Origin of the sequence: Neorhizobium galegae, from assembly GCF_021391675.1 — a bacterium.
GTDB lineage: Bacteria > Pseudomonadota > Alphaproteobacteria > Rhizobiales > Rhizobiaceae > Neorhizobium > Neorhizobium galegae_B.
Map to the genome: position 1 here is coordinate 1,665,254 of NZ_CP090095.1, position 16,275 is coordinate 1,681,528.

The 16,275-nt window shown below is 62.1% G+C and carries 15 protein-coding genes; 8 read left to right on the forward strand and 7 right to left on the reverse strand.

Going from position 1 to position 16,275, the window contains the following annotated elements; all coding sequences use genetic code 11:
* The first annotated feature begins 72 nt into the window (after positions 1 to 72).
* A complete protein-coding gene (locus LZK81_RS08330; RefSeq protein ID WP_233955810.1) occupies positions 73 to 582 on the forward strand; it encodes a GNAT family N-acetyltransferase in 510 nt (169 codons plus the stop codon).
* On the opposite strand, the gene LZK81_RS08335 is transcribed toward LZK81_RS08330, so the two are convergent.
* Entirely contained in the window at positions 579 to 902 is a 324-nt protein-coding gene (locus tag LZK81_RS08335; protein ID WP_233955812.1) for a DUF1294 domain-containing protein, read from the reverse strand. The genes LZK81_RS08330 and LZK81_RS08335 overlap by 4 nt on opposite strands.
* Positions 903 to 1,043: 141 nt before the next feature.
* Between LZK81_RS08335 and gatB the strand changes: the two genes are divergently transcribed.
* From gatB to LZK81_RS08360, 5 genes are all read left to right on the forward strand, one after another.
* Positions 1,044 to 2,549, forward strand: a complete 1,506-nt coding sequence (gene gatB / locus LZK81_RS08340) for an Asp-tRNA(Asn)/Glu-tRNA(Gln) amidotransferase subunit GatB (RefSeq protein ID WP_233955813.1) — start codon at positions 1,044 to 1,046, stop codon at positions 2,547 to 2,549.
* Positions 2,550 to 2,554: 5 nt separating this feature from the next.
* Positions 2,555 to 3,061, forward strand: a complete 507-nt coding sequence (locus tag LZK81_RS08345) for a GNAT family N-acetyltransferase (RefSeq protein WP_046624231.1) — start codon at positions 2,555 to 2,557, stop codon at positions 3,059 to 3,061.
* 23 nt (positions 3,062 to 3,084) lie between these two features.
* Positions 3,085 to 3,546: a GNAT family N-acetyltransferase gene (locus LZK81_RS08350; RefSeq protein WP_233955815.1), complete on the forward strand. Its 462-nt coding sequence runs from the start codon at positions 3,085 to 3,087 to the stop codon at positions 3,544 to 3,546.
* A gap of 103 nt (positions 3,547 to 3,649) precedes the next feature.
* A complete protein-coding gene (locus tag LZK81_RS08355) occupies positions 3,650 to 4,048 on the forward strand; it encodes an NADH:ubiquinone oxidoreductase subunit NDUFA12 (protein WP_046605461.1) in 399 nt (132 codons plus the stop codon).
* A 76-nt stretch (positions 4,049 to 4,124) separates the two neighbouring features.
* Positions 4,125 to 4,544, forward strand: coding sequence for a DUF2155 domain-containing protein (locus LZK81_RS08360; RefSeq protein ID WP_037081092.1), 420 nt, complete (start codon positions 4,125 to 4,127; stop codon positions 4,542 to 4,544).
* A 7-nt stretch (positions 4,545 to 4,551) separates the two neighbouring features.
* On the opposite strand, the gene aat is transcribed toward LZK81_RS08360, so the two are convergent.
* The 6 genes from aat to LZK81_RS08390 form a co-directional block, all read right to left on the reverse strand.
* Positions 4,552 to 5,169: a leucyl/phenylalanyl-tRNA--protein transferase gene (gene aat, locus LZK81_RS08365; RefSeq protein WP_046609976.1), complete on the reverse strand. Its 618-nt coding sequence runs from the start codon at positions 5,167 to 5,169 to the stop codon at positions 4,552 to 4,554.
* Between the two features lie 8 nt (positions 5,170 to 5,177).
* A complete protein-coding gene (gene accC / locus LZK81_RS08370; RefSeq protein WP_046609977.1) occupies positions 5,178 to 6,524 on the reverse strand; it encodes an acetyl-CoA carboxylase biotin carboxylase subunit in 1,347 nt (448 codons plus the stop codon).
* 9 nt (positions 6,525 to 6,533) lie between these two features.
* Positions 6,534 to 6,989 (reverse strand): acetyl-CoA carboxylase biotin carboxyl carrier protein, encoded by a 456-nt coding sequence (gene accB, locus LZK81_RS08375; protein ID WP_046605458.1) that lies wholly within the window; start codon positions 6,987 to 6,989, stop codon positions 6,534 to 6,536.
* Positions 6,990 to 7,017: 28 nt separating this feature from the next.
* Positions 7,018 to 7,455: a type II 3-dehydroquinate dehydratase gene (gene aroQ / locus LZK81_RS08380; protein ID WP_046605457.1), complete on the reverse strand. Its 438-nt coding sequence runs from the start codon at positions 7,453 to 7,455 to the stop codon at positions 7,018 to 7,020.
* A 133-nt stretch (positions 7,456 to 7,588) separates the two neighbouring features.
* Entirely contained in the window at positions 7,589 to 8,365 is a 777-nt protein-coding gene (locus LZK81_RS08385) for a DsbA family protein (protein ID WP_233955817.1), read from the reverse strand.
* A gap of 305 nt (positions 8,366 to 8,670) precedes the next feature.
* The gene (locus LZK81_RS08390) at positions 8,671 to 11,655 is read right to left on the reverse strand and encodes an Rne/Rng family ribonuclease (RefSeq protein WP_233955819.1); all 2,985 of its coding nucleotides are present in this window, start codon (positions 11,653 to 11,655) and stop codon (positions 8,671 to 8,673) included.
* 628 nt (positions 11,656 to 12,283) lie between these two features.
* Here LZK81_RS08390 and LZK81_RS08395 point away from each other — a divergent pair.
* Together LZK81_RS08395 and LZK81_RS08400 are read left to right on the forward strand one after the other, a co-directional pair.
* Entirely contained in the window at positions 12,284 to 13,531 is a 1,248-nt protein-coding gene (locus LZK81_RS08395) for an N-acetylmuramoyl-L-alanine amidase (protein WP_233955821.1), read from the forward strand.
* A 256-nt stretch (positions 13,532 to 13,787) separates the two neighbouring features.
* On the forward strand, positions 13,788 to 16,259 hold the full coding sequence (locus LZK81_RS08400) for a penicillin-binding protein 1A (RefSeq protein WP_233955823.1): 2,472 nt from the start codon (positions 13,788 to 13,790) through the stop codon (positions 16,257 to 16,259).
* Positions 16,260 to 16,275 lie beyond the last annotated feature (16 nt).

A 16,275-nucleotide genomic window follows, 5' to 3' on the forward strand; every position in this document is an offset into this window, starting at 1 on the left:
CGGAACGCCCTATATGTTGCACTGGTCAAAGCGCGGACTCAGTGGTCTACTGAGGCTGCAGCAGGGGAAACTATGGCCCATATTCGCAATGCGCGTGAGGACGAGGTGGATATCCTGGCGGAAATCGGCTTCCGCTCCTGGGAGAAGGCCATGATTTCGATCGGCGAGATGACCGATATGCGCTCCAGCGCCCGCGCTGCCTTCCAGAATTTCACGCGCTCCTCCTGGCTCACCATCACCGTCGTCGAACAGGCCGGCAATCTTGCCGGGTGGGCGGCGCGCGAAAAGCTCGACGAGCTGATCTCCGACTTCTGGATCGATCCGGCCTTCCAGGGTCACGGCTTCGGCCGGGCGCTTCTCGTCGAGATCGAGGCCGAGATCGTCCACCAGGGGTTCGAAGTCGCCCGCGTCGAGACCCACGCCCGCAATGCCGAGGCGGTCGGCTTCTTCGAGAAGCTGGGCTATTCCATCAACTGGCTCTCGACCATCTATTCGCCGAAGATCGACCGGGATGTGCAGTCGGTCGGCCTGTCGAAGCGCCTCATCGCGGAAGCGCCGGATACTTACGGGCCAAGCTTCTAGATTGTCCGAGCGATCTTTGCGATTACCGCCCACGTGAGTTCCGGCGCAAGTAGCCATAATGCCGTGCCGAGCGTGTGAAGAGCGACTATGATCATCAGTAGCGTGCGAAAAGGTTCCTTGCGTGTCTTGTGCCGCAGCATCTGCTGCGCGGTCACGGCGCCCAGGCTGCCGCCGATAAAGGCGACACCCAGCAGCGTACGCTCGCTGATCCGCCACGTGCCATCAATCGCCGCCTGCTTGTCCCACCAATAAACGCAGAATGCGATGACATTCAGGAGTAGATATAGGATAAATAGCGCGAGTGGGGTTGATAGCTCCATTTCGCAATTTCACCAGAACCTGGTTAAAATCGGCTGAACTACAGCACTCCACAGCGACCCCCGCGCGCAGCAAGCCTTGCACCGCAACGCCATTTGCTCTACCTCCAGAAAACGCAATAGAGACCATTTCACGAGCATCAGATGACCCTTGTCGACGTCCGCACGCCCGATCCGAAACGCTTCATTCCCGGCGCCACCGGCGACTGGGAAGTCATCATCGGTTTGGAGGTGCACGCCCAGGTCCTCTCCAATTCCAAGCTCTTCTCCGGCGCCTCGACCGAGTTCGGTAAGCCGGCCAATTCCAACGTCTCGCTCGTCGATGCGGCCATGCCCGGCATGCTGCCCGTCATCAACGAGGAATGCATCAAGCAGGCGGTGCGCACCGGGCTTGGCCTGAAGGCTCAGATCAACAAGCGTTCGCTGTTCGACCGCAAGAACTATTTCTATCCGGACCTGCCGCAGGGCTACCAGATCTCCCAGTACAAGGATCCGATCGTCGGCGAAGGCAAGATCGTCATCTCGCTCGGTCCGGACCGCCAGGGCCAGTTCGAGGATATCGAGATCGGCATCGAGCGCCTGCATCTCGAACAGGATGCGGGCAAGTCGATGCACGACCAGCATCCGACCATGTCCTATGTGGACTTGAACCGCTCCGGCGTGGCGCTGATGGAGATCGTCTCGAAGCCGGACATGCGCTCGTCCGACGAAGCCAAGGCCTACATGACCAAGCTGCGCTCGATCGTGCGCTACCTCGGCACCTGCGACGGCAACATGGACGAAGGCTCGATGCGCGCCGACGTCAACGTCTCGGTGCGCCGTCCGGGCACGGAATTCGGCACCCGCTGCGAGATCAAGAACGTCAACTCGATCCGCTTCATCGGCCAGGCGATCGAATACGAAGCGCGCCGCCAGATCGGCATTCTGGAGGACGGCGGCTCGATCGACCAGGAGACCCGCCTCTTCGACCCGAACAAGGGCGAGACACGCTCGATGCGCTCCAAGGAAGACGCGCACGACTACCGTTATTTCCCCGATCCGGACCTGCTGCCGCTCGAATTCGACGATGCCTTCATCGAGGAACTCCGTGCGGGCCTGACCGAGCTGCCGGACGATAAGAAGGCCCGTTTCGTGCGCGAGCTCGGCCTGTCGATCTACGACGCTTCGGTTCTGGTGTCCGAAAAGGCGATTGCCGATTATTTCGAGGCCGTCGCCGAAGGCCGCGACGGCAAGACGGCGGCCAACTGGGTGATCAACGACCTGCTGGGCGCCTTGAACAGAACCGGCAAAGACATTGAAGAGACTCCGGTTTCTCCCGCCCAGCTCGGCAGCATCATCGACCTCATCAAGGCCGAGACGATTTCCGGCAAGATCGCCAAGGACCTCTTCGAGATCGTGCTCAACGAAGGCGGCGATCCGGCCGAACTCGTCGAGAGCCGCGGCATGAAGCAGGTCACCGATACCGGCGCGATCGAGGCGGCCGTCGACGAGATCATCGCCGCCAACCCGGATCAGGTCGCCAAGGTCAAGGCGAAGCCGACTCTCGCTGGCTGGTTCGTCGGCCAGGTGATGAAGTCGACCGGCGGCAAGGCCAACCCGCAGGCCGTCCAGGCACTGGTCAAGGCGAAGCTCGGGATCGAAGAGGAGTAGGCCCGATGGTCTACTTCGTCCGCACAGCCGGTGAGGCCGACGTGGAGCAGATCCGCGTCCTGCTGGCGGCGACCTTTCACGATACCTACGATCCGTTCTACGGGGCCGACAAGGTCAGGAGAATGGTCGATGGCTGGCATTCTGCGGGCGCCGTCAAGGCGCGTATCCAGAAGCGCGGCGGCGAGTTCCTGGTCGCCGACAACGGCAAGGATATCGGCGGCATCGGTTATGCCGCCATGTATCCGAAAATGGTGAAGACGGCGATGCTGCACCAGCTCTACGTCAAGCCGTCCTGCCAGAACGAGGGCATCGGCCGCGATATCTTCGCCGAGCTCGAAACCTGTTTTCCGGATGCGGAGATCATGCGGGTCGAGGTGGCGTTGCCGAACGTGCGCGCGATGTATTTCTACGAGCGGCTCGGATTTTCCGAGGTCGACCGGATGGAGGAATGGGGTGCCCCCAATTCCGGCCTGCCGGCGATCATCATGGAGAAGCGGCTGGAGTTGCGCTGACCCACCCGGAGAGGACTTTTTGCATGGCCGATATCGTCATCCGCAGGGCGCGGCAAGCCGATCTTCCCGAACTCATCGCCCTGTTTGCGGCGGATGACGTCGGCGGCCATGGCGATACCACGGACGAGACCGCCTTCGACGACTACCTGCGCGCCTTCAATGTCATCGACGCCTCGCAGAACGAGCAGCTCTTCGTCGCCGAACGGGAGGGCGAGGTGGTCGGCACGTTCCATATCCTCTTCAACCGCACGCTGACGGGCAGGGGATCGCTGTCGATGATCATCGAGGCCGTGCAGACACGCAGCGACATGCGCGGCAAGGGCATCGGCGGTCGGATGATCCATCATGCGATCGAGGAAGCCAGACGCCGCGATTGCCGCCAGGTCGCGCTCACCTCCAACATGGCTCGCACAGATGCACATCGCTTCTATGAACGGCTCGGCTTCGCCAAAAGCCATTTCGGCTTCAAGATGAAGCTCAAATGACCGTGCGCGACATTTGGAATCACTGGACATCGAAGGCGTCAGGCGGCATAAGCGGATCAGCCAATTCGATCGTCATCCTGTTTGCCAAGCCGACGGAACATCCATGAAAAACCTCCTGCTGCAGATCTTCACCTGGTGGAACGGACAGACCATCGGCACCCGGTTCTTCACCTGGCGTTTCGGCAAGAAGGTCGGCGAAGACGAGCTGGGCAATGTCTATTACGAAGGTCCGATGACCTCCTGGGGCAAGCCGAAGCGTTGGGTGATCTACAAGGATTACGCCGAAGCCTCCGCGATCGGCCCCGGCTGGCACGGCTGGATGCATTATCGCACCGACGTTGCTCCGTCGCAGGAAGATTACAAGGCCCGCGAATGGGAAAAGGCGCACAAGCCGAACGGCACCGGCACGCCACTTGCCTATCGCCCGCAGGGCTCGCTTGCCGCCACCGGAGAACGCCCCCGCGTCACTGGCGATTACGATGCCTGGACGCCCGGCAACTGACACCTGTTTTGGCCACAATCGCACTCTAGGTCTCGACGCCGACGGGATCGCCGGGACGGGAAGCATAATGGGATTGATGACGGTTTTTCCACGCAAGCCAATGGTCGGCGCATTGATCGCGCTTGCATCCGTGCTTGCGGCGGATGGTGTGTCTGCGGCGCGGCTGAACAACCCGGTCGCGGTCTTTGCCGGCATCGACAAGATCACCGGCCGCATCACCACATTCGATGTCTATGTCAACGAGACCGTTCAGTACGGCGCGCTGCAGGTGACGCCAAAGGTCTGTTATTCCCGCGATGAGACGGAAGCCCAGAAGATCGATGGTTTCGTGGAAGTCGACGAGATCACCCTCGACCGCAAGATCCGCCGGATATTCACCGGCTGGATGTTCGCCGATAGCCCCGGCCTCAATGCTGTCGAGCATCCGATCTACGACGTCTGGCTGACCGGCTGCAAACAGAAGTCCGACGTGCCGCCGCCGAAGGCGACCAACTGATTTTCCCTTAGAATTTCAGGTGCGGTGAATCGACCGCGATTCTCAGGAGCTTGAGATAGTCGTCCTTGGGGATGTCGATTGCGCCGAACGTCTTCAGATGTTCGGTCGTGAACTGTGTGTCGAGCAGGGTAAAGCCGTTTTTCCGAAGTCGTTCGACAAGGTGCACGAGGCAGATCTTGGAGGCGTTCGTGCGCCTCGAAAACATGCTTTCGCCGAAGAAGGCCGAGCCGAGCGAAACGCCATAGAGACCGCCGACCAGTTCATCGCCCTCGAAGGCCTCGACGCTGTGCGCGTGGCCCATGCGGTGCAATTCGTTGTAGAGCTTGCGGATTGTGGAGTTGATCCAGGTGCTCGGCCGGTCGCCGGCCGGCTCGGCACAGAAAGCCATCACCCGTTCGAATGCCGTGTCGACGCGGATGTCGAGCGGGCTCTTGCGGACCGCCTTGGCGAGGCTTTTCGAAATGTGGAAGCCGTCGAGCGGCAGGATGCCGCGCATTTCCGGCTCGACCCAGAAGATTTCCGGGTCGTCGGCGGATTCGGCCATCGGGAAAAGGCCGATGGAATAGGCGCGCAACAGGATTTCCGGGGTTATCGCCGGGTAATATCTGCCGCGTCGCCCTGCCATCGATCTCCCTAATGCGTCTTGTCGCCGGCGAGATATTGCTCCAGCCAGTGTATGTCATAATCGCCGTTGGCGATATCCGGATTGTCGACCAGGTCCTGGAAAAGCGGCAGCGTCGTCTTGATGCCGTCCACGACGAACTCGTCCAGCACGCGCCGCAGACGCATCATGCATTCGACGCGGGTGCGTCCGTGCACGATCAGCTTGCCGATCAGGCTGTCGTAATAGGGCGGGATCTTGTAGCCGGCATAGGCGCCCGAATCGACGCGCACGCCGAGGCCGCCCGGTGCATGGAAATGCGTAATCGTGCCGGGCGACGGCACGAAGGTGCGCGGGTCCTCGGCATTGATGCGGCATTCGATGGCATGGCCGGAGAACACGATGTCTTCCTGGCGCACGGACAGGCCGCCGCCGGAGGCGACGCGGATCTGTTCGTGCACGAGGTCGATGCCGGTGATCGCTTCGGTGATCGGATGTTCGACCTGAAGGCGGGTGTTCATTTCGATGAAATAGAACTCGCCGTTTTCGTAGAGGAACTCGACCGTGCCGGCGCCGCGATACTTCAGCTTGCGCATGGCATCGGCGCAGATCTCGCCGATCTTCATGCGCTGCTCGACATTGAGGGCAGGGGAATTGGCTTCTTCCCAGACCTTCTGGTGGCGGCGCTGCAGCGAGCAGTCGCGCTCGCCGAGATGAATGGCATTGCCTTCACCGTCGCCGACGACCTGGATTTCGATATGGCGCGGTTTCCCGAGATATTTTTCCATGTAGACGGCATCGTTGCCGAAAGCGGCGAGCGCTTCGGAACGGGCAGTCGACACGGCTTCGTCGAGATCGGCCTCAGTCTTGGCGACCTTCATGCCACGTCCGCCGCCGCCGGCCGTTGCCTTGATCAGCACCGGGAAGCCGATCTGGCGGGCGATTTCCATCGCATTCTCGGGCTTCACTTCGCCATCCGAGCCGGGAACGACGGGAATGCCGAGTTGCTGCGCGGTCTGCTTGGCGGTGATCTTGTCGCCCATGATGCGGATATGGTCGGCGGTCGGGCCGATGAAGGTGATGCCGTGCGCGTCGAGGATATCCGCGAACTTGGCGTTTTCCGACAGGAAGCCGTAGCCCGGATGCACGGCGTCGGCGCCGGTGATTTCGCAGGCGGCGACGATCTGGTGAATGTTGAGATAGCTGTCGCGCGAGGGCGGCGGACCGATGCACACACTTTCGTCGGCAAGCCGCACATGCATGGCGTCGGCATCCGCAGTGGAATGGACCGCGACGGTCGCGATGCCGAGTTCCTTGCAGGCGCGAAGCACGCGAAGCGCGATTTCACCGCGGTTGGCTATGAGGATCTTGGAAATCATGGATGCGCCTTACTCGATGACGACGAGTGGCTGGCCGTACTCGACGGGCTGAGCGTCGTTGACCAGGATTTCCGTGACCTTGCCGGAGCGCGGCGCTGGAATCTGGTTCATCGTCTTCATGGCCTCGATGATCAGCAGCGTCTGGCCTTCCTTGACGGTGGCGCCGACTTCGACGAAGGCGCGCGAACCCGGGGCCGGGGAGAGGTAGATGGTGCCGACCATCGGCGCAGTGACCGCGTTCTTGTTGTCCTGGATTGCCGGCGCTGCTGCGGCTACGGGAGCTGCAGCCGGGGCATAGGCGGGCGCTGCGACCGGAGCCTGGACATATTGAGTCGTACCGACGCGCGATACACGAATACGCACATCGTCCTGTTCGACTTCGATCTCGGTGAGGTCGGTATCGTTGAGGATGTTCGCGAGGTCGCGGATCAGTCCCTTGTCGATACCGTTCTTCTTGTCAGACATGGCAAACCCTATTGTTCTGTTTATCTTGTCAGGCGGTAATGGATTTCAAGGCGTGCAGCGCCAGAATGTAGCTCGCGGTGCCAAAACCGCAGATCACGCCCTTTACCGCCGGTGCGATCATCGAATGATGGCGGAACTCCTCCCGCGCGTGGACATTCGAGATATGAAGCTCGATCACCGGCACGGAGATCGCCTTGATGGCGTCGTGCAATGCAATCGAGGTATGGGTATAGGCGCCTGCGTTGATGGCGACGCCGACGGCTTTTTCATTGGCCTCGTGCATCCAGTCGATCAGCACGCCTTCGTGATTGCTCTGGCGAAAATCGACATCGAAGCCGAGTTCCCTGCCGGCGGCGATACAGTCCTTCTCGACGTCCTTCAGCGTGGCCGCACCGTAGATGCCTGGCTCGCGCTTGCCCAGCATGTTGAGATTGGGGCCGTTGAGGACGAAGATCGTCTTGCTCATCACTGATCTATTGTTCCATGCAAAAATTCAGGGGCCACCTATAGACCGCCGAGGCGGCAAGGGAAAGCCCCCGCCGCGCCGAAAGCCCGGGAGTCCACTGCGATGGAACATCTGTCGGTCAGAGGGTGTCCTGTCAGCAGGTCGCCTTGCCGCAGGCGCGCACGTTGGCGACCTTCTGCTCGATGGTTTCGAGGCCGACGGCGCCGAAGACGGCTTCGTCGCCGACCACATAGGTCGGCGTGCCGGTGATGCCGATCGCGTTGGCGAGCTGGTAGGCGCCGCGCACCAGGTCGTCGTTCGGCTGGTCGGCCATCGACTTGCGGATCGCTGCCTCCTTGACGCCGAGCGCCCCGGCGACCGCGATGGCCGTCGCTTCCGAGGCGTGGGGCTTGCCGCTGAGCAGTTCGCGATGGAATTCCGCATATTTTTCCGGCGCGACCAGGCGCACGGCGTTGGCCACCCGATGAGCGGCGACCGAGTCCGGTCCGAGGATCGGGAATTCCTTGAGGATGAAACGGACGTTCTTATCCTTGGAAAGGATGTCGTCCATGTCGGAGAGCGCCCGCTTGCAGTAGCCGCAATTGTAATCGAAGAATTCGACGACCGTGACGTCGCCCTTCGGATTGCCGAGCGTGATGTCGGTCGGCGAGGAGAAGATCGCCTGCTTGTTGTCCGCGATCCCCTTGGTCGATTGCTCGACGCGCTGGGTCTGCTGCTTGGCCTCCAGCGCGTTCTGGACTTCGACCAGCACTTCCGGGTTCTGCAGCAGGTATTCGCGGATAAACTGGCCCATTTCCTTCTTCTGCTGGTCGTCCAGGGCAACAGCCGGGGCGGCCACGGAAAATGCCAGGGCCAGCATCGAGCCGGCGGCCAATGTCCTGAAAACGGGCGTCTTGAACAGGCGAGTCATCCATATCCTCTTGGGTGGGCACACGAATCCCGCGCACCATTGTTGCGGTTTGTGCCCAAAGTAAGCCAGTCGGGCTTTCCAAAAAACCTCAAAATCATGTCCAGGCGGTTTCCGCCAGTTCACAACTGCGTATGACGCCTAGTCGGATGGCGGACCCGATGCCGGAATGGAGTCTGATTTCAACAGGCTATCCGCGTTTTCGGAATCGCTTCGACAGGCGGTTGATCCAGTTTCTGAGGCTCAGGGCAGGGCAAAAATAAAAACGGCCGCGTTTTGCGCGGCCGTTTCGTCGGTTCTCGTTAGGCTCAGAAGAAGCCGCGGCGCTGCCACCAGCCGGCTTTCTTCGGCTTCGACGTATCGCCTTCGGTCTCGGGCGCTGCCACGGGATCGGAACTCTTCACCACTGCCTCGACGGAGGAGGAGATGTTCGATGCGCGGTTGGCCCGTGCCGGTTTTGCTTCGCCGCTATCGGCCTGCTTGGCCTCTGCGACGGGAGCTTCTTCGGCAGGAGTGGCTTCAACCGGAGCGGCTTCGGGAGCCTGCGGCTCTTGGCCGAGTGCCGCTTCGACCTGCTCGACGACGGTTTCCACCGGAGCCGGAACAACCACAGCCGCCTCTTCCGCAGCCGGTATGTCGGCCGCAGTCGCCGCCTTGCCACGACGCGAACGGCGCGGCTTGGCTTCTGGCTTGCCGCCAGGTGCTGCTTCCGCCTCGGCGGGAGCCGGCACAGCCTCGACGGCGGCCTCTTCGGAGGCTTCCGCTAAGGCCGCCGCCGGCACTGCCGCGACGTCTTCGCTGGATGCGTCTTCGTCGGCCGCGTCGCCGTCATCCGAAGCGCTCAGCTCCTGGCCGTCCTCACCGTTGCGATTGCGACGACCACCGCGCTTGCCGCGGCGGCGGCGCTTGCGGCGGTTTTCTTCCGAGTCCGAATCGGCGGCAACCGTTGCGTCGGATGCTTCGCCGGCTTCGGAAACATCGTCCTCGCCTTCGTCGCCGTCCTCGTCGCCATCGGCCATGTCGTCATTGCCGCCCTGTGCGGTCTGGGCATCTCCACCCTTTTCTCCGCCGCGGTTGCGACGACGCCGGCGGCGCTTGCGCTTGCGGCCGTTCGGGTCGTCGCCCTGCTGCTGAGCGCGCTCGGCATTGGCAACTGCCGGCTGCGCCGCCGCTGCGGCGGTCTCTTCTTCTTCTTCCTCCTCCTCGTCGGCCTCGATGACGATGTCGTCATCGTCCTCTTCGACGGGGATGGCCGCGAACTGCATCAGGCTTTCGATCTTGACCGGGTTTTCGACCGGCTCGCCACGATCGATCGCGAAATGGCTGGAGCCGATGCTGACGTCCGATTCGATGAAGATCGAGACGCCGAAGCGGTTCTCGTAATCGACGATGCTGGCGCGCTTGTGGTTGAGGAGATAGAGCGCGATTTCCGGCGTCGTGCGCACGGTGATGTCGTGCGTGGTGTTCTTGAGCAGGTACTCCTCGACGCCGCGCAGCACATGCAGGGCGACCGACGACTGCGACCGCACGTGACCGGTGCCGCCGCAATGGGTGCAGATCTGCGTTGTCGATTCGAGAACCGAAGCGCGGATGCGCTGGCGCGACATTTCAAGCAGGCCGAAATGCGAGATGCGGCCGACCTGGATGCGGGCCCGGTCGTTCTTCAGGCAATCCTTCAGCTTCTTCTCGACGGCGCGGTTGTTGCGCTTTTCTTCCATGTCGATGAAGTCGATGACGATCAGGCCGGCAAGGTCGCGCAGACGAAGCTGACGGGCGACTTCTTCCGCCGCTTCCAGATTGGTCTGGAGCGCGGTTTCCTCGATCGAGTGCTCGCGGGTCGAGCGGCCGGAGTTGACGTCGATGGCGACGAGCGCTTCCGTCTGGTTCATGATCAGGTAGCCGCCGGACTTCAGCGTCACCTGCGGCTGCAGCATGCGGTCGAGCTGCGCCTCGATGCCGGAGCGGGCGAAGATCGGATGCAGATCGCGATAGGGCTGGACCACCTTGGCATGGCTCGGCATCAGCATCTTCATGAAGTCTTTCGCTTCACGATAGCCTTCTTCGCCGGAGACGATGATCTCGGAAATGTCCTTGTTGTAGAGGTCGCGGATCGAGCGCTTGATCAGCGAGCCTTCCTCGTAGACGAGGGTAGGGGCGGTCGAGCTCAGTGTCAGCGTGCGGACGTTTTCCCAAAGGCGCATCAGGTATTCGAAGTCGCGCTTGACCTCGACGCGGGTGCGGTTCGCACCGGCTGTGCGCAGGATGACGCCCATGCCCTGCGGCACGTCGAGCTCGCGGGCGATTTCCTTCAGGCGCTTGCGGTCCTGCGGCTGGGTGATCTTGCGGGAAATGCCGCCGCCACGAGCGGTGTTCGGCATCAGCACCGAATAACGGCCGGCGAGCGAAAGATAGGTGGTGAGAGCCGCACCCTTGTTGCCGCGCTCTTCCTTGGCGACCTGCACGAGCAGGATCTGGCGGCGCTTGATGACTTCCTGGATACGGTACTGCTTGCGCGGCTTGCGCACGACGCGCTCCGGAACTTCTTCCATGGCGTCTTCGGCGCCGACCGATTCGATCACTTCCTTCTCGCCGTGGTCGTCATCGTCGTCGTCATCGAAATCGTCGTTGCGGCCGCCACGGCGGGCATCGACGTCTTCCGAGATCGAATCGGTTTCGACCATCGCGGCCATTTCGCCGGGCGTCGAACCGTCGTCGTCATTGTTCTCGGAGGAGGGAACGCCCTCGCCTTCGGATGCGCCGGCTTCGAGAGCCGCTGCTTCTTCTGCCGGCTTCTTGCGGGCGCGGCTGCGGCGCGGCTTGGCTTTCGGCTTTTCCGTCTCCTCGCCAGCGACAGCCTCGACCGGGCCTGTTTCGGCTGCTTCCGCGCCGGCTTCGCTTGCGGGCTCGGCGGTGGGGGCAGGGATGGAAATGCCGATATCCGGCTGTTCCTGGTGGGCAAGGTCGACCACCGGATCGGCAGCTTCCGCCTCGGCGATCTTGCGCTGATCCTCGGCTTCCTGCTGCATCAGCGCCTGACGGTCGGCAAGCGGGATCTGATAATAGTCGGGATGGATTTCGGCAAAGGCGAGGAAGCCGTGACGGTTCCCGCCGTAGTCGACGAAAGCGGCCTGCAGTGAGGGTTCGACCCTCGTCACCTTCGCCAGATAGATATTGCCGCGTATCTGTTTCTTATGCTGCGATTCGAAATCGAACTCCTCGATCCGGTTACCGCGAACGACGACTACGCGCGTCTCCTCTTCGTGAGACGCGTCGATAAGCATTTTGTCTGCCATTGAAATTCTGCTCCTCGGCGCCGCCGGGAGAATGCAGAAAAGCCTGCCACGAGGACAGGCCCGTCATGCAATGCGGTCGTTGCGCCGGATAAAGATGTTCCCGTCAGGCGCGGTTGTGACGGCAGCCGGAAAGATGACGGGGAGCATTGCTCCCTCGGTCTCTCCAGGTTTTGAAAATTGTGCCGCGACATCAAAAACCAAACGAGAATGACGATACCATAGGCCCGCATGGGCCCGATGAATGTGCTCCGCATGAGCGGTGGGTGGCACGCCACCCGGTATTATTCCGGCCACCGCCGGTTGGATCGTGTATCAGGAAAAAGTGTAGCGACGGCGGATGACTGTCGGTCTTCGGCGCCAGGTCCTGAAGAGGCTGGCCAGCCTATCGGCAGACTATCCCGTCAACACTTTAACCCTCATGGGCGTTGTATGGTTTATCTGTCACAATAGCAAGGGAAAAGCCAAGTTTGCCATATTCTCGATGGAATTAGACCCCTTATGGATGGCAGGGAACGGGCGGATGATTCGCATCTTTTGACATGCAAATGCCTTCTAGAATGGGCACTTTGATGCGGGTTGCCCGACAGGCGGCGGGGCTTTGAATGCGAGTGGCGTTTTGAGGGCGGATGTGAATGCAAGCGCAACGACGGCCTGTGGCGGAAGCCGGCAGCGTTTTTTTGCGCGAATCGCTTGCGCGGTTCTTCTTTCGGTAGCCTTCGCCGCGACCCTTCCCTTGAGTCCCGCCCGCGCTACGCCGCAACCGCCGCTTCTCGCCTTCAGCGCGCGGGTCGCCGGCGACGAGGCTCGCACCCGGATCGTCATCGAGTTCGAGAAAAAGCCGGAATTCTCCGTCCATTACGTCGCCGCGCCGGAGCGGGTGATCGTCGACCTGCCGGCGACCGCCTTCGGTTTCCCTGCCGAGGATCTGGCCGCGCGCGGTCTCTTCAAGGACATCCGCTACGGCGCGATGGGTGAGTCGAGTGCCCGCATCGTGCTGACCGCCAAGAGGCCGGTGAAGCTGTCGATCGCCGAGGTTCAGTCGAACGACAACGGCAGCTACCGGCTGGTCCTGGATGCGGAAATGGCCTCGAAGGAGGTTTTTGCCGATCTGCTGAAGACCCAGAACTGGGCGACCCCGACGGCGGTGGCTCCGGACGCGCTGGCGATGGCCGAGAAGGACAATATCTTTACGGTTGCGGTCGATGCCGGGCACGGCGGGATCGATGCCGGCGCGACTGGGGCGGGCACCAAGACGCCCGAAAAGACCATCACGCTTGCGTTCGCCAAGACGCTTGCCGAACGATTGAACAAGGTCGACGGTATCAAGGCCGTCCTGACCCGCGACGACGACACGTTTCTTTCGCTCTCCGAGCGCGTGACGCTCGCCCGCCAGGGCCACGCTGATCTCTTCGTATCCCTGCATGCCGATACGCTCGGCCAGAAGGACATTCGCGGCGCGACCGTCTATACGCTGTCTGACAAGGCCTCCGACCGCATGGCGGAAAACCTCGCCGCCCGCGAAAACCTGTCGGACGAGCTTGCGGGCTATACGCTCCAGAGCGGCCCGCCGGAGGTCGCCGATATCCTGCTCGACCTGACCCGGCGCGAGACCCAGGCGTTTTCGACCGCGCTCGCCACCAATGTCGTCCAGTCCTTCGAAGGGCAGATCGGGCTCATCAACAATCCCCACCGTTATGCGGGCTTCCAGGTTCTGCGGGCTCCGGACATTCCCTCCGTTCTCCTCGAACTTGGCTTCCTGTCCAATGTCGAAGATGAAAAGCTGCTGCTGGATGAGTCGTGGCGGTCGAAGGTGATCGATCGCATGGTCGACGCCATCAGGCGCTATCGTGACCGCGCGATGGCGAACGGCGGCTGATTGCCTGCGCTCCGCGTGGCGCCGGTGCCACAGGCATCGGGGAATATCGCGTGAGGGAGGGCGGACGCCGGAAATCGGATCTAAGAGCCCTATTTTACTCACATTCAGGCGGTTATTCGATAATCACTCAGATGCGATGGATGGCGGACGATCGGTCCGCTTTTGCCTTGCGCTGGTGCAATCACCGTGCAAAACGCCTCTAACCATGCGATGGTGTGTTTCACGCGCCGAATGAAAGCTGAACGGTAGCTCCGATATGGTAAGATTGATTGGTTATCTCTTTGGTTTGGCCTGCGTCCTGTTTCTGGTCGTGGCTGCTGGCGTGGGTATTTACCTCACCGGGATGACCAAGGACCTGCCGAACTACGAGGTGCTTGCCTCCTACGAGCCGCCGGTCGCCACCCGCGTGCATGCAGGCAACGGTGCTCTGATGGCGGAATATGCCCGCGAACGGCGTCTCTTCCTGCCCATTCAGGCGGTGCCGGACCGGGTCAAGGCGGCATTCCTGTCCGCTGAAGACAAGAATTTCTACAGCCATCCCGGCATCGACATCACGGGTCTTGGGCGCGCCGTCCTCTCGAACCTCCAGAACCTGGGTTCCGGCCGTCGCCCCGAAGGTGCTTCGACGATCACCCAGCAGGTGGCGAAGAACTTCCTCCTCTCGGCCGACCAGACGATCGACCGCAAGGTCAAGGAAGCGATCCTCTCCTTCCGCATCGAGCAGACCTATTCGAAGGACAAGATCCTCGAACTCTATCTGAACGAGATCTTCTTCGGCCTGAACTCCTACGGTATCGCCGGCGCAGCACTCACCTATTTCGACAAGTCGGTGACCGAGCTGACGACGGCCGAAGCCGCCTATCTTGCGGCCCTTCCGAAGGGCCCGGCCAACTACCATCCCTTCCGCCGCGAAAAGGCAGCGCTCGAGCGCCGCAACTGGGTCGTCGACCGCATGGCCGAGAACGGCTACATCACCCAGGCCGATGCCGAGGAGGCCAAAAAGCAGCCGCTCGGCGTCAAGCAGCGCCGCACCGGGGCCCATGTCTTCGCATCGGATTATTTCTCGGAAGAAGTGCGACGCCAGATCATCGAGCGTTACGGCGACAAGGCGCTCTATGAAGGCGGTCTTTCGGTCCGCACCTCGCTCGATCCCGACCTTCAGGTCATCGCCCGCACCGCCCTGCAGAACGGTCTGGTGGAATATGACGAGCGCCGCGGTTTCCACGGGCCGCTCGCTCAGATCGCCACGACCGGTGCCCCTGGAAACTGGGATTGGGGGCCGGAACTTGCCAAGCAGAAGTCGCTTTCGGACGTGCCGGAATGGAAGCTCGCGGTCGTCACCGAGGTTTCGGCAAAGTCCGCCACGATCGGCCTGCAGCCCTCGGCGGATGCGGCAGGCAAGGTCGACGCGGCCCGCGAGACGGGCACGATCAACGGCGACGACATGAAATGGGCCTATCGGGACTCGACCAATACCCGCAAGCCGGCGAAATCGCCGGACGGCGTGCTGAAGCCGGGCGACGTCGTTTACGTGGAGCCGATCAATCCGCAGGCCAAGACCTACAGGCTGCGCCAGCCGCCGAAGGTCCAGGGCGGTTTCGTCGCCATGGACCCGAACACGGGCCGCGTCGTCGCGATGGCCGGCGGCTTCTCCTATTCGCAATCGGAATTCAACCGCGCCACCCAGGCAATGCGCCAGCCGGGTTCGTCGTTCAAGCCCTTCGTCTACTCGGCAGCGCTCGACAACGGCTATACGCCGGCCTCGGTCATCCTGGACGCCCCGATCGAGATCGTCTCCGGCGGTCAGGTCTGGCGGCCGGAGAACTACGGCGGCGAGGCGGGCGGCCCGTCGACGCTGCGCACCGGCATCGAAAAGTCCCGCAACCAGATGACCGTGCGCCTGGCGCAGGACATGGGCATGGAACTGGTTGCCGAATATGCCGAGCGTTTCGGCATCTACGACAAGATGCTGCCGGTGCTGGCCATGTCGCTCGGTTCCGGCGAGACGACGGTCATGCGCATGGTGTCGGCCTATGCGGTCATCGCCAACGGCGGCAAGCAGATCAAGCCGACCGTCATCGACCGCATTCAGGACCGTTACGGCAAGACCATCTTCCGCCACGAGGAACGCGCCTGCGACGGCTGCAACGCCAATGACTGGGCCAATCAGGAGGAACCGAGCATCGTCGACAACCGCGAGCAGGTTCTCGACCCGATGACGGCCTACCAGATTACGTCGATGATGCAGGGCGTGGTCCAGCGCGGTACGGCAGCCGGCAAGATCCCGGTCAAGGACCGCGACGTCGCCGGCAAGACCGGCACCACCAATGACGAAAAGGACGCCTGGTTCGTCGGCTTCACGCCGAACCTTGTCGCCGGTCTTTATGTCGGCTTCGACACGCCGGCACCGCTCGGCCGTGCCGGCACCGGCAGCGGCCTTGCCGCACCTATTTTCGGCGAGTTCCTGGCCCAGGCCGCCAAGCTGACGCCGGCCGAAAAATTCCATGTGCCGGACGGCATGCAGCTCGTCGCCGTCAACCGCAAGACCGGCATGGCGGCCATGGAAGGCCAGCCGGATACGATCGTCGAGGCCTTCAAGCCCGGCACCGGCCCGGCAGACGTCTTCCAGGTCATCGGCGACGGCGAATACATGACCCAGGACCAGATCTTCACCAACTCGCCCCAGGCGCAGCAGGCTGTCACCTCCGGCATGCCGGGTCTGTTCTGATCGCGATCCGAAGCGG